We start from the raw sequence: 25186 nt of genomic DNA, 5'->3' as shown, positions 1-25186 counted from the left end.
GTTTAGGCTAGAATGCACGGCCTCAAAGCACACCCCTTCCCGAGGCTGTCCCGAAGATGTTGATCCTGCGCGGCGCTCCTGCCCTTTCTGCCTTTCGCCACAGCAAACTCCTTGAGCAACTGAGCCAGAAGGTTCCAGCTGTCAGTGGCCTGTATGCTGAATTCGCTCACTTCGCCGAAGTCACCGGCGTCCTGACCGGCGACGAACAGCAGGTGCTTGCGCGCCTTCTGAAGTACGGCCCAAGCGTTCCGGTACAAGAGCCGACCGGTCGTCTGTTCCTGGTGTTGCCGCGTTTCGGCACCATCTCGCCATGGTCGAGCAAGGCCAGCGACATCGCCCGCAACTGCGGCCTGAGCAAGATCCAGCGCCTGGAACGCGGTATCGCGTTCTACGTGGCCGGCCAGTTCAGCGAAGCTGAAGCTCAGCAAATCGCCGACGTGCTGCATGACCGCATGACCCAGATCGTTCTGGCCAACCTTGAACAGGCCGCCGGGCTGTTCAGCCACGCCGAGCCGAAGCCGTTGACCGCGATCGACATCCTCGGTGGCGGCCGCGCCGCACTGGAAAAGGCCAACACCGAGCTGGGCCTGGCCCTGGCCGAAGACGAGATCGATTACCTGGTCAACGCCTTCAACGGTTTGAAGCGCAACCCGCACGACATCGAACTGATGATGTTCGCCCAGGCCAACTCCGAGCACTGCCGCCACAAGATCTTCAACGCCAGTTGGGATATTGACGGCGAGAGCCAGGAAAAAAGCCTGTTCGGCATGATCAAGAACACCTATCAGATGCACAACGAAGGCGTGCTGTCCGCTTATAAGGACAACGCTTCGGTGATCGTCGGCAACGTGGCCGGCCGCTTCTTCCCGGATCCGGAAACCCGCCAGTACGGCGCGGTGCAGGAACCGGTGCACATCCTGATGAAGGTGGAAACCCACAACCACCCGACCGCGATTGCCCCGTTCCCGGGCGCCTCCACCGGTTCCGGTGGCGAGATTCGCGACGAAGGTGCAACCGGCCGTGGCGCCAAGCCAAAGGCCGGCCTGACCGGTTTCACCGTATCCAACCTGCAGATCCCGGGCTTCGAACAGCCGTGGGAAGTGCCGTACGGCAAGCCTGAGCGCATCGTTACCGCGCTGGACATCATGATCGAAGGCCCGCTGGGCGGCGCCGCGTTCAACAACGAATTCGGTCGTCCGGCCCTGACCGGCTACTTCCGTACCTTCGAACAATCGATCAGCACCCCGCACGGTGATGAAGTTCGCGGTTACCACAAGCCGATCATGTTGGCTGGCGGCATGGGCAACATCCGTGAAGAACACGTCAAGAAAGGCGAAATCGTCGTTGGCTCCAAGCTGATCGTGCTCGGCGGCCCGGCGATGCTGATCGGTCTGGGCGGCGGCGCCGCTTCTTCCATGGCCACCGGCACCAGCTCGGCGGATCTGGACTTCGCTTCCGTTCAGCGTGAAAACCCTGAAATGGAGCGTCGTTGCCAGGAAGTCATCGACCGTTGCTGGCAGCTGGGCGACAAGAACCCGATCAGCTTCATCCACGACGTGGGCGCGGGCGGTCTGTCCAACGCCTTCCCGGAACTGGTCAACGACGGCGACCGCGGTGGCCGTTTCGAACTGCGCAACATTCCGAACGACGAGCCGGGCATGGCCCCGCACGAAATCTGGTCCAACGAATCCCAGGAACGTTACGTTCTGGCGGTCGGCCCGGAAGACTTCGAGCGCTTCCAGGCGATCTGCGAACGCGAGCGTTGCCCGTTCGCCGTGGTCGGCGAAGCCACTGCCGAGCCGCAACTGACCGTGACCGACAGCCACTACGGCAACAACCCGGTGGACATGCCACTGGAAGTGTTGCTGGGCAAGGCGCCGCGCATGCACCGTTCGGTGGTTCGCGAAGCCGAGCTGGGCGATGACTTCGATCCGTCGAACCTCGACATCACTGAAAGCATCGAGCGCGTTCTGCACCACCCTGCAGTGGCGAGCAAAAGCTTCCTGATCACCATCGGCGACCGCACCATCACCGGCCTCGTGGCCCGTGACCAGATGGTCGGCCCATGGCAGGTCCCGGTGGCCGACGTGGCCGTCACCGCCACCAGCTTCGACGTCTACACCGGTGAAGCCATGGCAATGGGCGAGCGCACTCCGCTGGCTCTGCTGGACGCTCCGGCGTCGGGCCGCATGGCCATCGGCGAAACCCTGACCAACATTGCCGCTTCGCGCATCAACAAGATCTCCGACATCAAACTGTCGGCGAACTGGATGTCCGCTGCCGGCCACCCGGGTGAAGACGCACGTCTTTACGACACCGTGAAAGCGGTCGGTATGGAACTGTGCCCTGAGCTGGGCATCACCATCCCGGTGGGCAAGGACTCGATGTCCATGGCCACCCGCTGGAACGACAATGGCGAAGAAAAAACCGTGACCTCGCCGATGTCGCTGATCGTGACCGGTTTCGCGCCAGTGGCTGACATCCGTCAGACCCTGACCCCGGAACTGCGCATGGACAAGGGCACCACCGACCTGATCCTGATCGACCTCGGTCGCGGCCAGAACCGCATGGGCGCCTCGATCCTTGCCCAGGTTCACGGCAAGCTCGGCAAGCAGGCGCCGGACGTCGATGACGCCGAAGACCTCAAAGCCTTCTTCGCGGTGATCCAGGGCCTCAACGCCGACGGTCACCTGCTGGCTTACCACGACCGTTCCGACGGTGGTCTGCTGACCTCCGTGGTGGAAATGGCCTTTGCCGGCCACTGCGGTCTGAGCCTGAACCTGGACAGCGTTGCCGAAAACTCGGCAGAAATCGCCGCGATCCTGTTCAACGAAGAGCTGGGTGCCGTTATCCAGGTTCGTCAGGACGCGACGCCAGACATCCTCGCGCAGTTCAGCGCGGCCGGTCTGGGCGACTGCGTGTCGGTGATCGGTCAGCCGATCAACAATGGCCAGATCAACATCACCTTCAACGGTGACACCGTGTTCGAAGGCCAGCGTCGTCTGCTGCAACGTCAGTGGGCCGAGACCAGCTACCAGATCCAGCGTCTGCGCGATAACGCCGACTGCGCCGAGCAAGAGTTCGACGCGCTGCTGGAAGAAGACAACCCGGGCCTGAGCGTCAAGCTGAGCTTCGACGTCAACCAGGACATCGCCGCGCCTTACATCAAGAAAGGCATCCGCCCACAGGTTGCCGTGCTGCGTGAGCAGGGCGTCAACGGTCAGGTGGAAATGGCCGCCGCGTTCGACCGCGCCGGTTTCAACGCGATCGACGTGCACATGAGCGACATTCTGGCCGGCCGCGTCGACCTGAACGAGTTCAAAGGTCTGGTGGCGTGCGGTGGTTTCTCCTACGGCGACGTTCTCGGCGCCGGTGAAGGCTGGGCCAAGTCGGCGCTGTTCAACAGCCGCGCCCGCGATGCGTTCCAGGGCTTCTTCGAACGTAACGACAGCTTCACCCTCGGCGTGTGCAACGGTTGCCAGATGATGTCCAACTTGCACGAGCTGATCCCGGGCAGCGAGTTCTGGCCGCACTTCGTGCGCAACCGCTCCGAGCAGTTCGAAGCGCGCGTGGCGATGGTGCAGATCCAGGAATCGAACTCGATCTTCCTGCAGGGCATGGCCGGTTCGCGTATGCCGATCGCCATTGCTCACGGTGAAGGCCATGCCGAGTTCTCCAGCGAAGAAGCCCTGCTGGAAGCCGATCTGTCCGGTTGCGTGGCGATGCGTTTTGTCGACAACCACGGCAAGGTCACCGAAGCCTACCCGGCCAACCCGAACGGTTCGCCGCGCGGGATCACCGGTCTCACCAGCCGTGATGGCCGTGTGACGATCATGATGCCGCACCCGGAGCGTGTGTTCCGTGCGGTGCAGAACTCGTGGCGTTCGGAAGACTGGACCGAGGATGCTCCTTGGATGCGCATGTTCCGTAACGCGCGCGTCTGGGTGAACTAAGGCCTGTGTACAAGCTGGCGTTTTTTGTTCCTGACAGTCATGTCGAGGTGGTCAAAGGGGCTGTGTTCGCTGCCGGTGGTGGGCGGATCGGTGACTATGACCACTGTGCTTGGCAGGTGCTTGGCTTGGGCCAGTTTCGTCCGTTGGATGGCAGTCAGCCGTTTATTGGGGAAGCGGGGCAGGTCGAGCAAGTTGAGGAATGGAAGGTTGAGCTTGTCGTTTGTGACGAGTTGATTCGTGATGTGGTGGCTGCCCTTAAGGTGAGCCACCCTTACGAGACGCCGGCTTATGAGGTGTGGCGGTTGGAAGATTTCTGATCTTTCTGCCGCTGGAACGAGAAACCCGCAGATGAGTGATTGTCTGCGGGTTTTTTGTTGCCTGCGATTTGCTTTTCTGTAGGAGTGAGCCTGCTCGCGATGGCGCCCTGACAGGCGACCATGCTCTGTCTGATTGAGTGAATATCCGTTTCTTCGGGTGCTGCGGCTGGCGGTTTCGCCCTTACGGCGACTCACTTTTTTTACAAACGCCTAAAAAAAGTAAGCAAAAAAACGCTTGCTCCTACGTTCGGCCCGCTCGCTGGGGCTCGGGGTCCCTTCGCTCCGGGATCGATCCGGGCGCAGCGCCTACGGTTTGCTTCGCTGCACCTCCTCTCGCTGTGTTTGGCTTCGCCAAACGGTCGCTGCGCTCCCACGCCCGGATCAATCCCTGCGCTCAGCCTGCCGACGTCGCCCGTGGATCAAGATCAAGAGCTGCAGCCGAGCTAACGCTCATCCTGTTGAGTGGTGGGAAGCGGATGCGGTCTGATGTTGGTTTTTGTGGGGGCTGGCTTGTCAGCGATGGCGGCCTGAGAGCCGACCAATCTGCATTACTCACCTGTAGGAGCTGCCGAAGGCTGCGATCTTTTGATCTTGCCTTTGATTGTGGGAAGCCAAAGTCAAAAGATCGCAGCCTTCGGCAGCTCCTACAGGGGGATGTTCTGTGTTTAAGGGTGTGTGGAATTACCAGAACCTTCCCACAAGGTTTTCAGGTTGTCCGTCGGACGTCCGGTCTCTAGGCTTTTCTTGTCGCTGCCAATTCAGCGACCGGGCGTGAGATCCCCGGAAAGCTTGCAACTAGCGCCAACGCTACGATAATTGGCGCCAGCTCAATCTGCTGCCTGCTTTATGGCGGCTGTGTGCGGGCAGACTTCGGTCTGGCCGGTTGCCTGCTCCGGTGGATCTCACCCTGCACATAGCTGCCACCTCTTCGCCGCGTGAGATCCGGCGAACGATGGCATTCACGCTAGCTGTAGCAGGAGTTGAACTTTGGACAAGCTAATCCCCGATCCACCCCACGAACCCACCACCCCACTCGCCGAAGCCATCCGCGCCGAAGACCTCGCCAAAAACCGCGAAGCCATCAAACGCGCCCTCGATTTTTACCTGAGCCCGCAACCGGCCCAGCCGCGCCAGCCGAGCACGATGTTCCTGGTCAATCCCGGCATCGACACCGAAACCCTGCTGGCCCACGCCTACGAATCGTTGGCCTGCGCCAGTGCCATGGCCAGCAACTTCGCCAACGAACTCAGCGGCCTGCAACGCAGCACCGCATTGGCGATCCAGCAAATCGTCATGCTCGCCGAACTGGCGGTAAACCGTGCACTGGACCGAGTTGATCCGCAGACCTGACAAAAAAAACCGGCAATAGCCTAATGCTGTTCACTTAAGAAATTTTGCGTTCAATTGAAACCCGTGGCGAGGGAGCTTGCTCCCGCTGGACTGCGTAGCAGTCCCTCTTTTGGGGCCGCTTCGCGACCCAGCGGGACGGTGCGGCGATCCGACAAGCTCCCTCGCCACAGTTACAGTGTCGGGCTTAAGTGAGGAGCATTACGGCAATAGCCGGGTTTTTTACGTAGCGCAAAAGCTCACCGGGAGCTTATTGAGCAACCTCGCCGCCCATGTAGTCGGCGAGATATTCCTCCCATGTGATGACACCGTCACCATTGGCATCCAGTGAATTCAGCAGGCTGGTCATTTCCTTTTTGGCAATCGCTCCGTGAACTTTTTGGTAGTTTTCCCGGAAGTCTTCCACCTTTACGCCGGCTTTCTCGGAGCCACCGTAAGACTTGAAACGTTCAAGTTCAGAGCGGCGCTCTTCATCAGATAGTGAGCTCATATTGATCTCCTCCATGTCAGATCGAATCGAACAAACATCACGGCGACGGCTACTGGATGTACTGCCTGATACAGCCAACGTAGGCTTGGCGTTTGAGAGGGTCAACTGTCAGACCTGACAGTTGACAGGCCCCTACACAGACAGTGGCTCACGTCGATTGACCAAGGCCTCAATCGCCCCACTCAAACTCGCCGCTTTCTCGCCAATCAGCAAATGCCAGACCCCACCTTCCAACTGGCTGACGCCCTGACACCCCAACTCTTTCAATTGAGCCTCGGACAACGCTTTACCATCGGCCAGTTGCAGGCGAATGCGCGTCAGGGCGATGCACTCCAGTTGCAGCACATTGTCGCTGCCGCCCAGTGCCGTCAGCCATTGCTGAGCTTCGGGGGCCGCGACCAGCACGGCTTTGGATTCCTCGATCACCGCAGCAGGCGCGGCCATCAGTGCGCGACCCAGTGCCGGCATCGCCAGGCGAATCTCATCGGCAATGCTGTCGGCCAGCGGCCCGACAACCACTTGCAAGCTGCCACCCTTGCCCGGACGCACAACCGCCATCGCACCCAGCGCTTTCAGATCAGCATCGGATGCCTTGTTGCGATCGACCATCTCCAGGCGCAGACGCGTGGTGCAGGCGCCGACCGTCAGCAGATTCTCAGCGCCACCCAATGCCTTGATGTAAGCACTGGCCCTTTCGTTTTCAGTGAGTACGGCTTTTTCACTAACAGCCACGTCCTCACGTCCCGGCGTCTTCAGATTGAAACGGCGAATACAGAAATCAAACACCGCGTAATACACCACGGCATACGCCAGCCCGACCGGGATCACCAGCCAGCCATTGGTTGAGCGCCCCCAACCCAGCACCATGTCGATGAAGCCGCCGGAGAAGGTGAAGCCGAGGTGGATGTTCAGCGCATTGGTGATCGCCATCGACAACCCGGTCAGCAGCGCATGCAGCAGATACAGCAGCGGTGCCAAAAACATGAAGGCGAATTCAATCGGCTCGGTCACGCCGGTCAAAAACGAGGTCAGGGCCATCGACAGGAAGATCCCGCCCATGACCTTACGGCGCTCCGGCAGGGCGTTGCGGTACATCGCCAGGCACGCCGCCGGCAGGCCGAAGATCATCATCGGGAACATGCCGGTCATGAACTGGCCGCCCTTCGGATCGCCGGCGAAGTAGCGCGACAGGTCGCCGGTGACCAGTGCGCCGGTAGTCGGGTCGGTAAAGTTGCCGAACACGAACCACGCCATGTTGTTGAGGATGTGGTGCAGGCCGGTGACGATCAGCAGGCGGTTGAACACGCCGAAGACGAAGGCGCCGAAGCTGCCGCTTTCCATCATCAGGGTGCCGAAGCTGTTGATGCCGTGTTGGATCGGCGGCCAGATGTAGCCGAACACCACGCCCAGTGCGACCGCCGCAAAACCCGTGACGATCGGCACGAAACGCCGCCCGCCGAAGAACGCCAGGTATTCCGGCAGTTTGATGTCCTTGAAGCGGTTGTACAGCGCGCCGGCCATCAGGCCGCTGACGATTCCGGCAAGCATGCCCATGTTGATGCTCGGGTCGAGCACCTTGAGGGTGGAGATCATCACCAGGTAACCGATCACCCCGGCCAGACCCGCAGTGCCGTTGTTGTCCTTGGCGAACCCGACGGCGATGCCGATGGCAAAGATCATTGCCAGGTTGGCGAAGATCACTTGGCCGGCATCGTGAATGATCGCGATGTTCAGCAGGTCGGTGTCACCCAGACGCAGCAGCAGGCCGGCAATCGGCAGGATCGCGATCGGCAGCATCAGCGCACGGCCGAGGCGTTGCAGGCCTTCGATGAAGAGTTGGTACATGGTGGTTCTCCCTGCTCTTTAATAGAGAGCTTGTTGTTAGTGCAGAGGCCAATGCTGGTGGCAGGCGTGACGTACCGCAGCGGCGCTGTTCAGTTTGAGCAGGTCGTGGCTGAGGCGTTGGCATTCGGCCTCGTGCAACTGGCGCACGCGGTCCTTGATTTCACCGATCTGCACCGGGCTGACCGACAGTTCAGTAACGCCCAGGCCGATCAGCACCGGCGTCGCCAACGGATCGGAGGCGAGGGCGCCGCACACGCCGACCCAACGCTTGTGCACCGCCGCGCCTGCGCAGGTCATGGCAATCAACCGAAGCAGCGCCGGGTGCAAGGCATCGACCCGGGCGGCTAAACCTGCGTGGTCGCGGTCCATCGCCAAGGTGTATTGCGACAGGTCGTTGGTGCCGATCGAGAGGAAGTCGGCGTGTTCGGCCAGTTGTTCGGCTTGCAATGCCGCGGCGGGGACTTCGATCATCACGCCGATTTCCGGACGCTGGCTGATGCCCAGCTCCAGGCACAGCGCATCGACCCGTTGACGGATGTGCAGCAGTTCGTCGACTTCGGTGACCATCGGCAACAGGATCCGGCAACGGCGCAGCGGGCTGACTTGCAGCAGCGCGCGCAGTTGTTGATCGAGGATTTCCGGGCGGGCCTGAGCCAGACGAATGCCGCGCAGGCCCAGTACCGGGTTGGCTTCGGCGGGTAGCGGCAGGTAGTCGAGTTGCTTGTCGCCGCCGACGTCGATGGTGCGGATGATCACCGAATGCTCACCCATGGCATCGAGCACGGCTTGATAGGCGATGCGCTGTTCTTCGACGTCCGGCGCGGTTTGCCGGTCAACGAACAGAAACTCGGTGCGCAGCAGGCCGACGCCATCGGCGCCATTGGCGAACGCGTCGGCTGCTTCATGGCTGGAGGCGACATTGGCGACCACTTCGATGGTCACGCCATTGCGCGTCTCCGCCGGCAGATGCGCTTTGGCTTGTTGGGCGTCGCGGCGTTGTTGGCGGTCGATTTGCGCTTGCTGGACTTCGGCCAGACGCTCAGTGTTCGGCGTCAATTCAAGGCGACCGCCGTCAGCATCCAGCACCACTGATTGCCCTTGCGGCTGATCGAGCAAAGCCGAGCCCAACGCCACCAGGCACGGCAGACCTTTGCCCCGTGCCAGAATCGCTACGTGCGACGTCGCGCCGCCTTCGGCCATGCACAACCCGGCGACCCCTTGGGCGCTGAGTTGCAGCAGATCCGACGGGGTCAGTTCATGCGCGGCGACGATGGCGCCGGCCGGCACCTCGTAATGCCAGGCTTCTCCGAGCAGCGCGCGCAGCACCCGTTGCTTGAGGTCGCGCAGGTCGTTGGCGCGTTCGGCCAACAGCGCGCTGCCGGTGTGTTGCAGCACCTCGCACTGCACATCGATCGACTGGCTCCAGGCGTGAGTCGCCGCGGTGCCTTGATCGATGGCGTGCTGCGCGGCGTCGAGCAGGGCCGGGTCGTCGAGCAATGCCAGATGCGCGGCGAAGATCGCTTCTTCGTCGGTGTTCTTGTGCCTTTTCGCTTGAGCGAGCGTGGCGTGGATTTCGTCGCGTACCTGATTCAGCGCCGCGTCCAGAACCTGCTGTTGCACCCGCGGATCATGCTTGCCCGCATCCGCCGGCAGGTTGATCGCGTTCAAGCGGAACAGTGGTCCGCCGACCAGCCCCGGTGCGGCGCACACGCCCTGCAGCACACCCGCTTCGGCCGGGCGCTGGCGCGGTGCCACGCTGACCGGTGCGGCAGCGTGATGCTCTTCGGGCAGAGCGGTCGCCAACGCGTTGAGCAAGGCGTGCAGCGCGGCTTCGGCATCCGGCCCCTGACAGCTGACTTGCACGTCATCCTGCTCGCCGATGGCCAGTCCCATCAGACCGATCAGGCTGTTGCACGGCGCCGATTTGCCGGCGAAGTGCAGCTGCGACTGGCTCTTGAAACCTTGTGCGGTCTGACGAATCAGTGCGGCGGGGCGCGCATGCAAGCCGCCGCGATGAGCGACCAATACATGCCCACGCACCTCAGGTCCGCCAATGTCTTCAACATCCGCCGTGGCGCCGTTGCGGGCAATGATGTGCAGCAAGGGGTCGCCGACCTTCACCGCTTTGAGCGTGATCGGTCGTACCTGAAAATCCTGGCTGTTGGTCAGGATCAACAGGCTGACCAGGCTTTTGCACTGCTGGCCGACCTTGTCCAGGTCGTAGCGCAACAACGGTTGGCCCTTGCTGACCCGCGTGCCTTCCTTGACCAGCATCGAGAAACCTTCGCCGTTCAGTTCAACGGTGTCGAGGCCCAGGTGCAGGAGGATTTCTGCGCCGTTGTCAGCGCGTACCGTCAGTGCATGGCCGGTGCGGGCGACATGGATGATCACGCCGGCGCAGGGCGAATACAGGGTGTCGTTCAGCGGATCGATGGCAATCCCGTCACCCATCGCGCCGCTGGCGAACACCGCGTCCGGGACTTTGGCGAGCGTGAGCACCGGGCCGCTGAGCGGGGCGCTGAGGGTCAGCTCTTTATTGTTGTTGTGCATGGCTCGGTCTCATCAGTAGTTCGGAATGTCGCGATTCCACGGTGTTGCTGAATGCCTGCATCGCGATCTCACGGTTTCGCTGAGCCCTGTAGGAGCTGCCGAAGCCTGCGATCTGTTGATCTTGATCCATAAAAACCAGATCAAAAGATCGCAGCCTTCGGCAGCTCCTACAGGGGGATTCGTCGTCCGTCTTGGTTATCAGTGGGTACGGGTCACTTTGCTCAGGTGGCGCGGCTGATCCGGGTCCATGCCCCGGGCCACGGCCAGGCCTGCGGCCATCACGTAGAAACTCTGGATCGCCAGAATCGGGTCGAGGGCCGGGTGTTCGGCGCGGCTCAGGGTCAGGTCGCGTTCGAGAATGTCGTCCGGCGCGGCGAGCAACACGCGGGCGCCGCGTTGACGCATCTCTGCCGCCAGGCTGACCAGGCCCGCCTGCTCGGCACCGCGCGGGGCGAACACCAGCAGCGGGTAGTGCTCGTCGATCAGCGCCATCGGGCCGTGACGGACTTCGGCGCTGCTGAACGCTTCGGCCTGGATCGCCGAGGTTTCCTTGAACTTCAGCGCGGCTTCCTGCGCGATGGCGAAACCGGCACCACGGCCGATGACCATCAGGCGTTCACAATCGCGCAGCGCATCGATCGCTGCGCTCCAGTCCTGTTGCGCCGCTTCGCGCAGGCCTTCGGGCAGGGCGTTGTGCGCTTGCAGCAGTTCGCTGTCTTCTTTCCAGTGCGCGATCAGACGGGCGCTGGCGCTGAGGGTGGCGATGAAGCTCTTGGTCGCCGCGACACTGCTTTCGGTACCGGCGAGCAACGGCAGGCTGAATTCACAGGCCGCTTCCAGTGGCGAATCGGCGGCGTTGACCATCGACACGCTGAGTGCGCCACGCTTGCGCAACAGGCGCAGGCTGTTGACCAGATCCGGGCTCTGACCCGACTGCGAAAAAGCGAACGCGACCTGACCGCTGACCTTCAACGGCGCCTGTTGCATGGTCACCACCGACATCGGCAACGACGCCACCGGCACGCCCAGCTGCTGCATGGTCAGGTAGGCGAAGTAGCTCGCCGCGTGGTCGGAGCTGCCGCGCGCGACGGTCATCGCCACTTGCGGCGGCTGACGGCGCAGGCGCCCGGCGATCTCGATCATCTGTGGATCGAGTTGCTCCAGTTGGGCTTGCACGGCCTCGAACGAGGACAGTGCCTCTTCAAGCATTTTTGAAGTCAATGTCTTCTCCTTCGACCATGACGGCGGTCAGTGTGAGTGAGCGATCCAGCCGCACGCAGTCGGCCCAGGCGCCTGGTTCAAGGCGCCCGCGTTCGGTGATGCCGAGGTAGTCGGCGGGGAATTGCGAAAGACGTTGCGAGGCCTGGCTGATCGGCAAACCGATCTTCACCAGATTGCGCAGGGCCTGATCCATGGTCAGGGTGCTGCCGGCCAGCGTGCCGTCGGGCAGGCGCACGCCGCCCAGGCATTTGGTCACGGTGTGGCTGCCGAGTTTGTATTCACCGTCGGGCATGCCGGCGGCGGCGGTCGAGTCGGTGACGCAATACAGGCACGGGATCGAACGCAGGGCCACGCGGATCGCACCGGGGTGCACGTGCAGCAGATCCGGGATCAGCTCGGCGAACTTGGCGTGGGCCAGCGCGGCGCCAACGATCCCCGGCTCGCGGTGATGCAGCGGGCTCATGGCGTTGTACAAATGGGTGAAGCTGGTGGCACCAGCCTCCAGGGCGGCGACGCCTTCCTCGTAGCTGCCGAGGGTGTGGCCGATCTGCATGCGGATGCCACGACTGCTCAGCTCACGGATCAAACCGTCGTGGCCGGCGATTTCCGGGGCGATGGTGATCACGCGGATCGGCGCCAGTGCCAGGTATTCCTCGACTTCGGCCATCAACGCGGTGTGGGCGAAGTTTGGTTGCGCGCCGAGTTTGCCGGGGTTGATGTACGGGCCTTCCAGGTGCACGCCGAGTACCCGCGCGGCGCCTTGCGGACGCTGTTCGCAGAATGCTCCGACCTCTTTGAGCACACTGGAGATCTCGGCGCTCGGCGCGGTCATGGTGGTGGCCAGCAGCGAGGTGGTGCCGAAGCGCACGTGGGTTTTGGTGATGGTTTCGAAGGCGCTGGCGCCTTCCATGATGTCTTTGCCGCCACCGCCGTGGACGTGCAGGTCGATGAAACCCGGCAGCAGATAGGGCAGGTCATTGTCGGCCGGATCGCACGGCACGCCTTCGATCGACACGACTTTGCCGTGTTCGTGGATCAGCCGGCCGCGAATCCAGCCGCTGGCGGTAAGGATGTTGTCTTCGGACATTTTGGTTCTCGCTTTTGGCCGCGCTTATCGACGCAGCTCTTTATCTACGAAGCTCTTTTATCTACGAAGCTCTGCAACAAAGTCGTAGTAGTCGTTGCGGCAATAGGTGTCGGTGACTTCGATCGGCGTGTTGTCTTCGAGGTAGCCGACCCGGGTCATCAGCAGCATGGCGGTGCCGGGGGCGATGCCGACCAGTGCGGCGAACTCGTCCGAGGCGTTGATCGCCTGAATGTGCTGCAGGGCGCGGACGATCGGTTTGCCGATGCCGTCGAGGTATTCGTAGAGCGAATCGCCGACCTGTTGCGGCTTGGGCATGATCGAGGCGGGCAGGGTGCTCATCTCGATCGCCATCACCGTGTCGTCGGCCTTGCGCAGGCGTTTCATGCGCGCGACCTTGTCGTTCGGCGACAGGCTCAGGCGGATCAGTTCTTCGTGGGTCGGCAGGGTTACTTCGCGCTCCAGCCACTGCGAGCTGGGCACGAAGCCCTTGAGGCGGAGCATTTCGCTGAATCCCGAGAGGCGCGACAGTGGTTGTTCCAGGCGGGGTGTGATGAAGGTGCCGGAACCTTGCAGGCGGCGGATCAGACCTTGATCGAGCAGGACTTCCAGCGCCTTGCGGGCGGTGACCCGGGAGATCCCCAGTTGCTCGCTGAGGTTGCGCTCGGACGGCATCGCCTGCTCGGCCTTCCACTGCCCGGCATGGATCGCCGATTCCAGATTGCGCGCCAGCTGCAAGTACAGCGGGGTCGGCTGGGAGTCATCTGGGCGTAGGGCCTGGAGGTCGTTCATGTAGGTCATTTCCGGCGCGAGTATAGGATTGTTGTTGCTCGCTTGTGGGGCGAAAATTAATACCACTTGAATACCATGTCAACGCAGGGAATTGGCCTGTAGTCCAATGAAATGGCGGGTTATGGGCGGGTTGTCTTGAAGTGGTATTAGAGGTGGCATGCAGAAAGCAAAAGATCGCAGCCTGCGGCAGCGCCTACAGTCGAGAGTGGTATCACCCCTGTAGGCGCTGCCGAAGGCTGCGATCTTTTGATTTATTTTTTCGAGAGCGACCAAAGGTAGCGGTGGTTGGTCACATCTGTGGCGAGGGAGCTTGCTCCCGCTGGGCTGCGAAGCAGCCCCAAACCCAGTCACCGCTAACTGTCTGACGTGCCGCGTGTTCAGCTTTTACGACTGCTTCGCAACCGAGCGGGAGCAAGCTGCCTCGCCACAGATTGTCGGTCCGTTTAAGGGCGAATCTCGATCATCGTGCCGTCCGGCACCAGGCCCCAGACCTCGCGCATGTCCATGTTACGCATGGCGATGCAGCCGTCGGTCCAGTCCAGGGTGTGGAACAGATCTTCGGGCGTGTCCTCGGTGTCGGGCGTGCCGTGGATCATGATCATCCCGCCAGGCTCGACGCCTTCACGCCGGGCGCGCGCCGAATCGCTGATGTTCGGGTAGGAGATGTGCATCGCCAGGTTGAATTTTTCGCTGACCTTGCGCCAGTCGATCCAATAGAAGCCTTCCGGGGTGCGTTTGTCGCCTTCAATCAGTTTCGGACCTTTTTTCGCGCCCTTGCCCAGGGAGATGCGATAGGTCTTGATCGGCTTTCCATCGGCAATCAACTGCAGTTGATGCGCCGATTTGAGCACCAGGATTTTTTCGATCATCGGGGTATTCGACGGCGTCACGGTGGTCACGAAGGACGCTTGGGAGACTGAGACGAACGACAGGCAAAACAGGGCAAGCAACCAGCGCATTGAAACGATTCCCCAAGAATGACGCAGTGTTAAGTGTAGGAGCTGCCGAAGGCTGTGATCTTTTGATCTTTGGATTTTTTGAGTCAGTCAATGGCAGGCTGAGCCAGCGGCGGTATCGACTCGGAGCGAACCGGGTAGGTTTCGGCGCGGCGGTCAGCGAAGAAGCATTCTAAGGTACGCCCCACCGTGCGGAAAGCCAGCTCGTCCCAGGGAATGTCGGCTTCGTCGAATAGTTGCACTTCGAGGCTCTCGGGGCCGGCGGCGAAATCCAGATCGGCCAGTTCGGCCCGAAAGAACACGTGCACCTGGCTGATGTGCGGCACGTCGATCAGGGTATAGATGCTCAGGTTGCGCACCCGGGCGCAGGCTTCCTCGGCGGTTTCGCGGACGGCGGCCTGCTCGATGGTCTCGCCGTTTTCCATGAACCCGGCGGGCAGCGTCCAGTAACCGAGGCGCGGTTCGATGGCGCGGCGGCAGAGCAACACCTGGCTGCCCCAGGTCGCGACACAACCGGCCACGATATTGGGGTTTTGATAGTGAATGGTCTGACAGCTGTCACAGACAAATCGCAGCCGCGAGTCGCCTTCGGGAATACGCTGGGTCACCGGGTTGCCGCACTGGCTGCAAAATTTCATGCTGGGGTTCCTGAATGCTGCGCCTATCTTGGCGTGCAGCGGTGCCGGTCGGCAAGTTGTCGTTTCGCGACATGGCCCGGCGAGGGGCTTGGGCGGCTGCCATGATTGGTGCATGATGCAGGGTAAGGCACAGATCGAGAACACTCATGCTGGACGAGCTACTGCATCGGGTAAGCAACCACACACCGCGCACGCTGGAGACCGATAAACGTTTCCCCGAGGCCGCTGTTCTGGTGCCGATCACCCGCAGTGACGAGCCCGAGCTGGTGCTGACCCTGCGCGCCAGCGGCCTCTCGACCCACGGCGGCGAGGTTGCTTTTCCCGGCGGACGCCGCGACCCGGAAGACCCTGACCTGATTTTCACCGCCCTGCGCGAGGCCGAGGAAGAAATCGGCCTGCCGCCGGGGCTGGTCGAGGTGATTGGCCCGCTCAGCCCGTTGATTTCGCTGCACGGGATCAAGGTCACGCCTTATGTCGGGGTGATCCCGGACTTTGTCGAATACCAGGCCAACGATGCCGAGATCGCTGCAGTCTTCAACGTGCCGCTGGAATTCTTCCGCAAAGACCCGCGCGAACACACGCACCGTATCGATTACCAGGGCCGTAGCTGGTATGTGCCGAGTTATCGTTACGGCGAATTCAAGATCTGGGGGCTGACGGCGATCATGATCGTCGAGTTGATCAATCTGCTCTATGACGAGCAGATCAGCCTGCACCATCCCCCCAAAAGCTATATCAATACCTGAAGCCATCGCTCGAATGGCCCGTCATCGTGAGCCCTGAGGAAAACAAGATGAAATACCGCCTGGGCGACGCCCGCGTCGACACCCACCCACAGAGCTGGGTCGCGCCCAATGCCGTGCTGGTGGGCAAGGTCAAACTGGAAGAGGGCGCCAACGTCTGGTTCAACGCCGTGCTGCGCGGCGACAACGAACTGATCCTGATCGGCAAGAACAGCAACGTCCAGGACGGCACGGTGATGCACACCGACATGGGCTATCCGCTGACCATCGGCACCGGCGTGACCATCGGTCATAACGCCATGCTGCATGGCTGCACCGTCGGCGATTACAGTCTGATCGGCATTAACGCGGTGATACTCAACGGCGCAAAGATCGGCAAGAACTGCATCATTGGCGCCAATTCGCTGATCGGCGAGGGCAAGGAAATTCCGGATGGTTCGCTGGTGATGGGCTCGCCGGGCAAGGTCGTGCGTGAGCTGACCGAGCCGCAGAAGAAGATGCTCGAAGCGAGCGCCGCGCACTATGTGCATAACTCGCAGCGCTACGCGCGTGATCTGGTAGAGCAAGAACAATGAGCACGCCTGAAAGACCTGTCGCCTCGCCATGCGTGAATATCTGCGCACTGGATGAGGATGACATTTGTACTGGCTGCCAGCGTACGGTCGCGGAGATCACCCGCTGGGGCCGCATGACCAATGACGAGCGCCGCGTGGTGCTGGGGTTGTGTCATGAGCGGGCGAAGGCGAGTGGATTGGTGTGGATGATCCCGGCCAAGCGCTGAGATATCGGTCGAAGCGCTTTTGTGGCGAGGGAGCTTGCTCCCGCCGGGGCGCGAAGCGGCCCCCTCTTTTGCTCTTGAAAGCAGGGACTGCTGCGCAGCCTGACGGGAGCAAGCTCCCTCGCCACAGGTAAGCCTCAACCTTGTATACAAATCGTAAGCTGACTTGGCCGAAATCTTCTCCTCAAGTAACCTGTGCGCCAATTTCCCAGGTCGCCGCCATGATTTTTCTCATCGCCTACATCAGCAGCGTCGTGCTGATCAACTTCGCCTTTTCCACCGCCCCCCACCTGGACATCATCTGGTCGGCGTGGGGCGGGTTGGTGTTTGTGTTGCGCGACATGGTGCAGACCCGTTTCGGCCACGGCGCCATCGTGGCGATGCTGGCAGCGCTGGTGCTGTCCTACGTCACTTCCGATCCGTCCATCGCCCTGGCCAGCGCCACGGCGTTCGCGATCTCCGAATGCATCGACTGGCTGGTGTTCAGCGTCACCAAACGCCCGTTGCGTGACCGCTTGTGGATCAGCTCGGCGCTGAGCATTCCTCTCGACACCTTCATCTTCTTCGGCATGATCGACCTGATGACGCCGCCGGTGATCATCACCGCACTGGCCTCGAAGTTCGCCGGCGTGACTGCGGTTTGGCTGATCATGGCCTGGCGTGAGCGCAAACAGGCTGTCGCCAGCTGAAGCCAAACCCTCGGGTTCATGTAAAATGCCGCGCTTTCTCCCCATGGAAAGCGCGTCTGGCGTTGCTTTCCTCGATGATCCGCTTCTTTGAGGACCTGAGATGACCCGTATCGGAACTCCATTGTCGCCGACCGCGACCCGCGTATTGCTGTGTGGCTGTGGTGAGTTGGGCAAGGAAGTGGTGATCGAGCTGCAACGCCTGGGCGTTGAAGTGATTGCCGTCGACCGTTACGCCAACGCGCCGGCCATGCAGGTTGCGCATCGCAGCCACGTGATCAACATGCTCGATGGCGCCGCCCTGCGTGCGGTGATCGAAGCCGAGAAGCCGCACTTCATCGTGCCGGAAATCGAAGCGATCGCCACCGCCACTCTGGTCGAACTCGAAGCCGAAGGCTTCACCGTGATTCCGACCGCGCGCGCCGCACAACTGACCATGAACCGTGAAGGCATCCGTCGTCTGGCGGCTGAAGAGCTGGACCTGCCAACGTCGCCGTACCACTTTGCCGACACCTTCGAGGACTACAGCAAAGCCGTCCAGGACCTGGGCTTCCCGTGCGTGGTCAAGCCGGTCATGAGCTCCTCGGGCAAAGGCCAGAGCCTGCTGCGCAGCGCCGATGACGTGCAGAAAGCCTGGGATTACGCGCAAGAAGGCGGCCGCGCCGGCAAAGGCCGGGTGATCATCGAAGGCTTCATCGATTTCGATTACGAAATCACGCTGCTGACCGTGCGCCACATCGGTGGCACCACGTTCTGCGCACCGGTCGGTCACCGTCAGGAGAAGGGCGACTATCAGGAGTCCTGGCAGCCACAGGCCATGAGCCCGATTGCCCTGGCCGAGTCCGAGCGCGTGGCCAAAGCCGTGACCGAGGCACTGGGTGGTCGCGGTCTGTTCGGCGTCGAGTTGTTCATCAAGGGTGATCAGGTGTGGTTCAGCGAAGTTTCGCCGCGCCCGCACGACACCGGTCTGGTGACCCTGATTTCCCAGGACCTGTCGCAGTTCGCGCTGCATGCCCGCGCCATTCTTGGCCTGCCGGTGCCGCTGATCCGTCAGTTCGGCCCTTCGGCTTCGGCGGTGATTCTGGTGGAAGGGCAGTCGACTCAAACCGCCTTCGCCAACCTCGGCGCCGCGCTGAGCGAGCCGGATACCGCGTTGCGTCTGTTCGGCAAGCCGGAAGTCAACGGTCAGCGCCGCATGGGCGTGGCGTTGGCGCGGGATGAGTCGATTGAGGCTGCTCGTGCCAAGGCAACCCGTGCGTCTCAGGCTGTTGTTGTAGAGCTGTAAACCGAGGCGCGGCATTCGCGAGCAGGCTCGCTCCCACAGGGAAATGCATTCCAAATGTGGGAGCGAGCCTGCTCGCGAAGCTTTTGATCTTCTGTCAGGCAACCTGATTCAGATCGTTGCCACGCGTTTCCTTCAGGCACAGCACCGCAATCAAACTCAGCACCGCTGCCGCCGACACATACCCGCCTACATAACTCAACCCCCCCATCGCCACCAGTTTCTGTGCGAAGAACGGTGCCGCCGAGGCGCCGACAATGCCGCCGAGGTTGTACGCGGCCGATGCGCCGGTATAGCGCACGTGCGTCGGGAACAGCTCCGGCAGCAGTGCACCCATGGGCGCAAACGTCACGCCCATCAAGAACAGCTCGATGCACAGGAACAGCGCCACGCCCCAGGTCGAGCCCTGTGTCAGCAACGGTTCCATCAGGAATCCGGACAGAATCGCCAGCACGCCACCGATGATCAGCACCGGTTTACGCCCGTAACGGTCGCTGGCCCAGGCGGACAGCGGCGTTGCGGCGGCCATGAACAGTACGGCAAAGCAAAGCAATCCAAGGAACGTTTCCCGGCTGTAGCCGAGGGTGGACACGCCGTAGCTCAGGGAAAATACCGTCGAGATGTAAAACAGCGCGTAGCACACCACCATCGCCGCCGCGCCGAGCAGGGTTGGCGCCCAGTACTGGCTGAACAGCTCGACCAGCGGCACCTTGACCCGCTCCTGACGAGCGATGGCATTGGCGAATACCGGGGTTTCGTGGAGCTTGAGGCGCACGTACAGACCGACCATCACCAGCACCGCGCTGAGCAGGAACGGAATCCGCCAGCCCCAGCTGCGGAATTGTTCGTCGTTGAGGGTCATGGCCAGGGTCAGGAACAGGCCGTTGGCCGCGAGAAAACCGATAGACGGGCCGAGCTGCGGGAACATGCCGAACCACGCCCGTTTGCCCTTGGGCGCGTTTTCCGTCGCCAATAGCGCCGCGCCACCCCATTCGCCGCCCAGCCCCAAACCCTGACCGAACCGCAGCACACACAGCAGAATCGGTGCCCAGGCGCCAATGCTGTCGTAACCCGGCAGTACGCCAATCAGCGTGGTGCACACGCCCATCAGCAACAGCGAGGCGACCAGGGTCGATTTGCGCCCGATGCGGTCACCGAAATGGCCGAACAGCGCCGAACCCAACGGTCGGGCGAGGAAAGCGATGCCGAACGTGAGAAACGCCGAGAGCATCTGCGCAGTGCCGGAGGTTTGCGGGAAGAACACCGGCCCGATCACCAATGCGGCGGCGGTGGCATAGACGTAGAAGTCGTAGAACTCGATGGCGGTGCCGATGAAACTCGCCGTCGCCACGCGGGTGGCAGAGTTGGTCGGCTGGGCAGGCGCGGTGGCGCTGTAAGCGGTACTGGTCGTCATGCGGTGATCCCTGACAGTCATGAGCTCCGTTGGAGCGAATTATTATGGTCGAGCACCCAGGGATGTGGGATGAGGCGCGGTCGCTGTTTCGAGTAGGAACAGTCGCCGGGGTGATGTGGAAATAGCCGAAACCTGTCTTGTGCGGGGTAAGCACGAGGTTCGGCGGCGCTTGGGTAAGCGCCTCGATTATAGGAAGGGGGCTAACGATCAAACAAGAGCAAAAGAATGCAGCGGATTGACGTCGATTGATCTTCCAGTGGTGAGGGAGCTTGCTCCCGCTGGGTGGCGAAGCGACCCCAACACATTTACGGCCGCTGCGCGCCCGAGCGGGAGCAAGCTCCCTCGTCACAAAAACGCTTAAACCTTGGCGGGCACCGAGCTCGTATGCCAGATCAACACCTTGCTCACGCGGTTCTCCTCGGTCTCGAGAATTTCCAGCCGGTAACGTCCGATTTTCAGGCACACCGCGCTTTCCGGAATGGTCTCCAGCGCTTCGGTCACCAGGCCGTTGAGGGTTTTCGGCCCGTCGCTGGGCAGGTGCCAGCCCAGGCATTTGTTCAGTTCGCGGATCGACGCGGTGCCGTCGATCACCATGCGCCCGTCGCCCTGGGGATGAATGTGCGGATTGTCCAGGCTGTGCTCGCTTTCGAATTCGCCGACGATCTCTTCGAGAATGTCTTCCAGGGTGACGATGCCCAGCACTTCGCCGTACTCGTCCACCACCATGCCCAGGCGACGCTGCTGTTTGTGGAAGTTCAGCAGTTGCAGCTGCAGCGGCGTGCTTTCCGGGACGAAGTACGGTTCGTAGCTGGCGGCCAGCAACGCTTCGCGGGTCAGCGTGCCATCGTTGAGCAGGTGGCGGATCTGCCGGGTGTTGAGCACCGCTTCGACCTGGTTGATGTCGCTGTGAAACACCGGCAGGCGCGTGCGCTTGTTGTGGCGCAGTTGTTCGATGATCTCTTCGATCGAGTCGTCGAGGTTGATCCCGTCGACATCGCTGCGCGGCACCAGAATGTCGTTGACCGTGATGTTGTCCAGCGCGTGGATGCCCGAAACCGGATGGCTGCGCGACGGATGTTCCGGGTCTTCGTGGTGATCAGTCGGATCTTCGTCGTCGCTCTGCTGCACCACTTGTGGCTTGCGGGCGAAAGGGCGCAGCAGCACGCCGCTGATGCTGCTCAGCAGCCAGGCCAGCGGATAAAGGATTTTCAGCGGTACGGCCAGCAGGGTATTGCCGAAGGACAGCACGGCCTCCGGATAGCGCTGGGCCACGGTGCGCGGGAAGTAATCGGCAAACACCAGCAGCACGGCAGCGGCGCCGAGGCAGGCTGCCCACGGGCCGTTCTCTTCGCACAGGAAGATCGCCAGCAGCGTGGCGATGACCACCGCGAGGGCGCGGCACAGGGTGTTGCAGAGGATCAGGCTGTCGAGCGGGAAGCTCAGCTTCGCCAGCGGTTTATCGCTGGCGCGTGAGGCGGTGCGTTTGGCGAGCAGGTGCTGCTGCGCGATTTCGACGGCGGTAAACAGCCCCGACCATAAAATCAGCAGGACAAATACCGCGAGCATCGGCCCTATGGGCAAACCGTCCATTTATGCCGCCCGTCAGATGTGCAGGATGTATTCACGAACCAGTTTGCTGCCGAAATACGCCAACATCAGCAGGCAGAAACCGGCGAGGGTCCAGCGAATCGCCTTGTGACCGCGCCAGCCGAGACGATTGCGGCCCCACAGCAGCACGCTGAACACGATCCAGGCCAGGCACGCCAGCAGGGTCTTGTGCACCAGATGCTGGGCGAACAGGTTCTCGACGAACAGCCAGCCGGAGATCAGCGACAGCGACAGCAGCGTCCAGCCGGCCCAGAGGAAGCCGAACAGCAGGCTTTCCATGGTTTGCAGCGGCGGGAAGTTCTTGATCAGGCCCGACGGGTGCTTGTGCTTGAGCTGGTGATCCTGCACCAGCAGGAGCAGGGCCTGGAACACCGCGATGGTGAACATGCCGTAGGCGAGGATCGACAGCAGGATGTGAGCGAGAATGCCCGGCTCTTCGTCGATGATCTGTACGGTGCCCGCCGGGGCGAATTGCGCCAGCAGCACGGTGGCCGCGCCCAGCGGGAACAGCAGCACCAGCAGGTTTTCCACCGGGATCCGCGAGCAGGCCAGCAGTGTCAGCGCGATAACGGCGGCGGCGATCAGGCTGGCGGCGCTGAAGAAGTCCAGGCCCAGGCCGATCGGCGTCAACAGGTGAGTGAGCAGGCTGGCGCTGTGGGCGAGCACGGCGAGGACGCCGAGCGTAACCAGCAGGCGCTTGTTCGCCTTGGCGCCGGAGGCCAGGCGGGTGCCCTGATAAAGGGTCGCAGCGGCATAAAGAAGCGCGGCGGCGAGTGTGGTCAGCAAACTGGGTGACAAGGGGAGCATAAATCCTGTTAAGCAGGCCCGAAAGGCGCTGAGTTTGGCATAGAACCGTCATGCCACGAAAGTGCGAGGTGTCCGCCCGACGCAGTCTTCGCTATAATCCGCGACCTGCCCACGCCGCAGGCTCGCCGAGCACAAGTTGAATCCGGTCTGGGCCGCCATTATCCCGGTCTACACAGGGCCTGAAAGGATCGCGCAATGTTTGAAAACTTAACCGACCGTCTCTCGCAGACGCTGCGCCATGTCACCGGCAAGGCGAAGCTGACTGAAGACAATATCAAAGACACCCTGCGCGAAGTGCGCATGGCGTTGCTCGAAGCCGACGTCGCCCTGCCGGTGGTCAAGGACTTCGTCAATTCGGTCAAGGAGCGCGCTGTCGGCACCGAGGTGTCGCGCAGTCTGACGCCGGGCCAGGCGTTCGTGAAGATCGTCCAGGCCGAACTCGAAAGCCTGATGGGCGCGGCCAACGAAGACCTGAACCTGAGCGCCGTGCCGCCAGCGGTCATTCTGATGGCTGGTCTGCAGGGTGCCGGTAAAACCACCACGGCCGGCAAACTGGCGCGCTTCCTTAAAGAGCGCAAAAAGAAGTCGGTGATGGTCGTGTCGGCGGACGTTTACCGTCCTGCGGCTATTAAACAGCTGGAAACCCTGGCCAACGACATCGGCGTGACGTTCTTCCCGTCCGACCTGAGCCAGAAGCCGGTGGATATCGCCACCGCAGCTATTAAAGAAGCCAAACTGAAGTTCATCGACGTGGTCATCGTCGACACCGCCGGTCGTCTGCACATCGACGAAGAGATGATGGGCGAGATCAAGGCGCTGCACGCCGCGATCAACCCGGTCGAAACGCTGTTCGTGGTCGACGCCATGACCGGTCAGGACGCCGCCAACACGGCCAAGGCCTTCGGTGATGCGCTGCCGCTGACCGGTGTGATCCTGACCAAGGTCGACGGTGATGCCCGTGGCGGTGCCGCGTTGTCGGTCCGCGCAATCACCGGCAAGCCGATCAAGTTCATCGGTATGGGCGAGAAGAGCGAAGCGCTCGATCCGTTCCACCCTGAGCGTATTGCTTCGCGGATCCTCGGCATGGGCGACGTGCTCAGCCTGATCGAACAGGCCGAAGCGACCCTCGACAAGGACAAGGCCGATAAACTGGCCAAGAAGCTGAAGAAGGGCAAGGGCTTCGACCTCGAAGACTTCCGCGATCAGCTGCAACAAATGAAGAACATGGGCGGCCTCGGCGGGCTCATGGACAAACTGCCGAGCATCGGCGGCGTCAACCTGTCGCAAATGGGCAATGCCCAGAATGCTGCAGAGAAGCAGTTCAAGCAGATGGAAGCCATCATCAACTCCATGACCCCGGCCGAGCGCCGCGACCCTGAGCTGATCAGCGGTTCGCGCAAGCGCCGGATCGCCATGGGTTCCGGCACTCAGGTGCAGGACATCGGCCGCTTGATCAAGCAGCACAAGCAGATGCAGAAGATGATGAAGAAATTCACCGCCAAAGGCGGAATGGCGAAAATGATGCGCGGCATGGGCGGAATGTTGCCCGGCGGCGGCATGCCGAAAATGTAAGGTGTCCCGTCTCACCCATTCTGCTCATTTATGGCGCGTGGCTGAGACGGGACACAAGAATCTCGCCGGTCGTCGCACCGGCGCAGACCCCGCAAGGACGCGGGATCAACAGCAAACCCGCACTCGGCGGGAGCTGACTGGCCGTTTTCATCGACGGCTCTACATGCAAATCCGCACGGCATGCCATAGGCGCCGGAAAAAGTCATTTGCAAAAGTCCGGATATTCCTTAGAATATGCGGCCTTTCGGGCACCCATGCCCGCTGTGCATTTAGATTTGCAGCACCGACTACAGGAACGATGTTCACATGCTAACAATCCGTCTTGCCCTTGGCGGCTCCAAAAAGCGCCCGTTTTACCACCTGACCGTAACCGACTCGCGTAACCCGCGTGACGGCTCCCACAAAGAACAGGTTGGTTTCTTCAACCCTGTTGCCCGTGGTCAGGAAATCCGTCTGTCCGTGAACCAAGAGCGCGTAGCCTACTGGCTGAGCGTTGGTGCACAGCCTTCTGAGCGTGTTGCTCAGTTGCTGAAGGAATCTGCCAAGGCTGCAGCCTGAGCAGTATGAGCGCGACGCCAGAAAAAGCTGATGACCTGATCGTTGTCGGCAAGATTTTTTCGGTTCACGGCGTTCGCGGCGAGGTGAAGGTCTTTTCCTTTACCGATCCGATTGAAAACCTGTTGGACTACCGCAACTGGACGCTTCGGCGCGAAGGCGTGGTGAAACAGGTCGAGCTGGTCAGCGGCCGATCCACTCAAAAGGATCTGGTTGCCAAGCTCAAAGGCCTCGACGATCGCGATGAAGCCCGTCTTCTGAGCGGTTATGAGATTTGCATCTCGCGAAGCCTTTTGCCCAACCTGACAGGCGACGAGTACTACTGGTACCAGTTGCAGGGTCTGAGCGTCATCAACCAGGACGAGCAATTGTTCGGCAAGGTTGATCACTTGTTGGAGACCGGTGCGAACGATGTATTGGTGGTCAAGCCCTGCGCGGGCAGCCTGGATGATCGCGAGCGGTTGTTGCCCTACACAGAGCAATGCGTGCTGGCAATCGACCTGGATGCAGGCGTGATGAGGGTGGAATGGGACGCGGACTTCTAAGCA

22 protein-coding genes are annotated in these 25186 nt (G+C 61.6%); 11 read left to right on the top strand and 11 right to left on the bottom strand.

The features are described from left to right. Positions 1–56 precede the first annotated feature (56 nt). The 3 genes from purL to HBN98_RS03575 all read left to right on the top strand — a co-directional run bounded on the left by purL (position 57) and on the right by HBN98_RS03575 (position 5620). Complete coding sequence (gene purL, locus HBN98_RS03585; RefSeq protein WP_083366929.1) at positions 57–3953, top strand: phosphoribosylformylglycinamidine synthase; 3897 nt, start codon at positions 57–59, stop codon at positions 3951–3953. Positions 3954–3958: 5 nt separating this feature from the next. Beyond that, the gene (locus HBN98_RS03580) at positions 3959–4270 is read left to right on the top strand and encodes a YqfO family protein (RefSeq protein WP_083366928.1); all 312 of its coding nucleotides are present in this window, start codon (positions 3959–3961) and stop codon (positions 4268–4270) included. Positions 4271–5257: 987 nt separating this feature from the next. Continuing rightward, complete coding sequence (locus HBN98_RS03575) at positions 5258–5620, top strand: DUF6124 family protein (RefSeq protein ID WP_064586103.1); 363 nt, start codon at positions 5258–5260, stop codon at positions 5618–5620. Positions 5621–5867: 247 nt separating this feature from the next. Here HBN98_RS03575 and HBN98_RS03570 read toward each other — a convergent pair whose 3' ends face one another. From HBN98_RS03570 to HBN98_RS03535, 8 genes are all read right to left on the bottom strand, one after another. Further along, positions 5868–6107, bottom strand: a complete 240-nt coding sequence (locus HBN98_RS03570) for an EF-hand domain-containing protein (RefSeq protein WP_162276289.1) — start codon at positions 6105–6107, stop codon at positions 5868–5870. Between the two features lie 132 nt (positions 6108–6239). Continuing rightward, entirely contained in the window at positions 6240–7952 is a 1713-nt protein-coding gene (gene nagE / locus HBN98_RS03565) for an N-acetylglucosamine-specific PTS transporter subunit IIBC (RefSeq protein WP_083366926.1), read from the bottom strand. A gap of 36 nt (positions 7953–7988) precedes the next feature. After that, the gene (gene ptsP, locus HBN98_RS03560) at positions 7989–10502 is read right to left on the bottom strand and encodes a phosphoenolpyruvate--protein phosphotransferase (RefSeq protein WP_083366925.1); all 2514 of its coding nucleotides are present in this window, start codon (positions 10500–10502) and stop codon (positions 7989–7991) included. Between the two features lie 198 nt (positions 10503–10700). Beyond that, positions 10701–11723, bottom strand: coding sequence for an SIS domain-containing protein (locus tag HBN98_RS03555; RefSeq protein ID WP_151101484.1), 1023 nt, complete (start codon positions 11721–11723; stop codon positions 10701–10703). Continuing rightward, positions 11704–12810 carry an N-acetylglucosamine-6-phosphate deacetylase gene (gene nagA / locus HBN98_RS03550; protein ID WP_083366923.1) on the bottom strand — a complete coding sequence of 369 codons (1107 nt, stop codon included), beginning with the start codon at positions 12808–12810 and terminating at the stop codon, positions 11704–11706. The genes HBN98_RS03555 and nagA overlap by 20 nt, the downstream gene beginning before the upstream one ends. A 57-nt stretch (positions 12811–12867) precedes the next feature. Further along, positions 12868–13599 (bottom strand): GntR family transcriptional regulator, encoded by a 732-nt coding sequence (locus HBN98_RS03545; protein ID WP_064586108.1) that lies wholly within the window; start codon positions 13597–13599, stop codon positions 12868–12870. Positions 13600–14042: 443 nt separating this feature from the next. Further along, positions 14043–14558, bottom strand: a complete 516-nt coding sequence (locus HBN98_RS03540; RefSeq protein ID WP_064586109.1) for a L,D-transpeptidase family protein — start codon at positions 14556–14558, stop codon at positions 14043–14045. Positions 14559–14641: 83 nt separating this feature from the next. Continuing rightward, on the bottom strand, positions 14642–15193 hold the full coding sequence (locus tag HBN98_RS03535) for an NUDIX hydrolase (protein ID WP_083366922.1): 552 nt from the start codon (positions 15191–15193) through the stop codon (positions 14642–14644). A gap of 146 nt (positions 15194–15339) precedes the next feature. Between HBN98_RS03535 and HBN98_RS03530 the strand changes: the two genes are divergently transcribed. The 5 genes from HBN98_RS03530 (at position 15340) to purT (ending at position 18685) form a co-directional block, all read left to right on the top strand. Next, on the top strand, positions 15340–15939 hold the full coding sequence (locus HBN98_RS03530) for a CoA pyrophosphatase (protein WP_007967803.1): 600 nt from the start codon (positions 15340–15342) through the stop codon (positions 15937–15939). A 47-nt stretch (positions 15940–15986) separates the two neighbouring features. Continuing rightward, positions 15987–16511 carry a gamma carbonic anhydrase family protein gene (locus HBN98_RS03525; RefSeq protein WP_047601386.1) on the top strand — a complete coding sequence of 175 codons (525 nt, stop codon included), beginning with the start codon at positions 15987–15989 and terminating at the stop codon, positions 16509–16511. Beyond that, on the top strand, positions 16508–16717 hold the full coding sequence (locus tag HBN98_RS03520) for a DUF1289 domain-containing protein (RefSeq protein ID WP_064586112.1): 210 nt from the start codon (positions 16508–16510) through the stop codon (positions 16715–16717). The genes HBN98_RS03525 and HBN98_RS03520 overlap by 4 nt, the downstream gene beginning before the upstream one ends. Positions 16718–16935: 218 nt before the next feature. Further along, positions 16936–17403: a hypothetical protein gene (locus HBN98_RS03515; protein ID WP_064586113.1), complete on the top strand. Its 468-nt coding sequence runs from the start codon at positions 16936–16938 to the stop codon at positions 17401–17403. Positions 17404–17503: 100 nt separating this feature from the next. Then, positions 17504–18685 carry a formate-dependent phosphoribosylglycinamide formyltransferase gene (gene purT, locus HBN98_RS03510; RefSeq protein ID WP_024011715.1) on the top strand — a complete coding sequence of 394 codons (1182 nt, stop codon included), beginning with the start codon at positions 17504–17506 and terminating at the stop codon, positions 18683–18685. A gap of 94 nt (positions 18686–18779) precedes the next feature. Here the strand turns inward: purT and HBN98_RS03505 are convergent, their stop codons facing one another. From HBN98_RS03505 to HBN98_RS03495, 3 genes are all read right to left on the bottom strand, one after another. Then, entirely contained in the window at positions 18780–20096 is a 1317-nt protein-coding gene (locus HBN98_RS03505; RefSeq protein ID WP_083366921.1) for an MFS transporter, read from the bottom strand. A 357-nt stretch (positions 20097–20453) separates the two neighbouring features. Then, positions 20454–21686 (bottom strand): HlyC/CorC family transporter, encoded by a 1233-nt coding sequence (locus HBN98_RS03500; RefSeq protein WP_083366920.1) that lies wholly within the window; start codon positions 21684–21686, stop codon positions 20454–20456. 12 nt (positions 21687–21698) lie between these two features. Further along, complete coding sequence (locus HBN98_RS03495; RefSeq protein WP_064586117.1) at positions 21699–22511, bottom strand: cytochrome C assembly family protein; 813 nt, start codon at positions 22509–22511, stop codon at positions 21699–21701. A gap of 195 nt (positions 22512–22706) precedes the next feature. Here HBN98_RS03495 and ffh point away from each other — a divergent pair, with 195 nt between their 5' ends. From ffh to rimM, 3 genes are all read left to right on the top strand, one after another. After that, the gene (gene ffh, locus HBN98_RS03490) at positions 22707–24083 is read left to right on the top strand and encodes a signal recognition particle protein (protein ID WP_008081630.1); all 1377 of its coding nucleotides are present in this window, start codon (positions 22707–22709) and stop codon (positions 24081–24083) included. 306 nt (positions 24084–24389) lie between these two features. Then, entirely contained in the window at positions 24390–24641 is a 252-nt protein-coding gene (gene rpsP, locus HBN98_RS03485; protein WP_003185073.1) for a 30S ribosomal protein S16, read from the top strand. 5 nt (positions 24642–24646) lie between these two features. Beyond that, positions 24647–25183, top strand: a complete 537-nt coding sequence (gene rimM / locus HBN98_RS03480; RefSeq protein ID WP_003221979.1) for a ribosome maturation factor RimM — start codon at positions 24647–24649, stop codon at positions 25181–25183. The last annotated feature ends 3 nt before the right edge of the window (positions 25184–25186 follow it).

The organism is Pseudomonas koreensis (assembly GCF_012986595.1).
Lineage (GTDB): Bacteria > Pseudomonadota > Gammaproteobacteria > Pseudomonadales > Pseudomonadaceae > Aquipseudomonas > Aquipseudomonas koreensis.
Note: the sequence above shows the minus strand (reverse complement) of the source record. Positions and strands in the feature narration are given on the sequence as shown.

Coding starts and splice junctions, on each gene's coding strand:
- purL (WP_083366929.1), top strand. CDS start 57: ATGTTGATCCTGCGCGGCGCTCCTGCCCTTTCTGCCTTTCGCCACAGC.
- HBN98_RS03570 (WP_162276289.1), bottom strand. CDS start 6,107: ATGAGCTCACTATCTGATGAAGAGCGCCGCTCTGAACTTGAACGTTTC.
- nagE (WP_083366926.1), bottom strand. CDS start 7,952: ATGTACCAACTCTTCATCGAAGGCCTGCAACGCCTCGGCCGTGCGCTG.
- ptsP (WP_083366925.1), bottom strand. CDS start 10,502: ATGCACAACAACAATAAAGAGCTGACCCTCAGCGCCCCGCTCAGCGGC.
- nagA (WP_083366923.1), bottom strand. CDS start 12,810: ATGTCCGAAGACAACATCCTTACCGCCAGCGGCTGGATTCGCGGCCGG.
- HBN98_RS03545 (WP_064586108.1), bottom strand. CDS start 13,599: ATGAACGACCTCCAGGCCCTACGCCCAGATGACTCCCAGCCGACCCCG.
- HBN98_RS03540 (WP_064586109.1), bottom strand. CDS start 14,558: ATGCGCTGGTTGCTTGCCCTGTTTTGCCTGTCGTTCGTCTCAGTCTCC.
- HBN98_RS03535 (WP_083366922.1), bottom strand. CDS start 15,193: ATGAAATTTTGCAGCCAGTGCGGCAACCCGGTGACCCAGCGTATTCCC.
- HBN98_RS03530 (WP_007967803.1), top strand. CDS start 15,340: ATGCTGGACGAGCTACTGCATCGGGTAAGCAACCACACACCGCGCACG.
- HBN98_RS03525 (WP_047601386.1), top strand. CDS start 15,987: ATGAAATACCGCCTGGGCGACGCCCGCGTCGACACCCACCCACAGAGC.
- HBN98_RS03520 (WP_064586112.1), top strand. CDS start 16,508: ATGAGCACGCCTGAAAGACCTGTCGCCTCGCCATGCGTGAATATCTGC.
- HBN98_RS03515 (WP_064586113.1), top strand. CDS start 16,936: ATGATTTTTCTCATCGCCTACATCAGCAGCGTCGTGCTGATCAACTTC.
- purT (WP_024011715.1), top strand. CDS start 17,504: ATGACCCGTATCGGAACTCCATTGTCGCCGACCGCGACCCGCGTATTG.
- HBN98_RS03505 (WP_083366921.1), bottom strand. CDS start 20,096: ATGACGACCAGTACCGCTTACAGCGCCACCGCGCCTGCCCAGCCGACC.
- HBN98_RS03500 (WP_083366920.1), bottom strand. CDS start 21,686: ATGGACGGTTTGCCCATAGGGCCGATGCTCGCGGTATTTGTCCTGCTG.
- HBN98_RS03495 (WP_064586117.1), bottom strand. CDS start 22,511: ATGCTCCCCTTGTCACCCAGTTTGCTGACCACACTCGCCGCCGCGCTT.
- ffh (WP_008081630.1), top strand. CDS start 22,707: ATGTTTGAAAACTTAACCGACCGTCTCTCGCAGACGCTGCGCCATGTC.
- rpsP (WP_003185073.1), top strand. CDS start 24,390: ATGCTAACAATCCGTCTTGCCCTTGGCGGCTCCAAAAAGCGCCCGTTT.
- rimM (WP_003221979.1), top strand. CDS start 24,647: ATGAGCGCGACGCCAGAAAAAGCTGATGACCTGATCGTTGTCGGCAAG.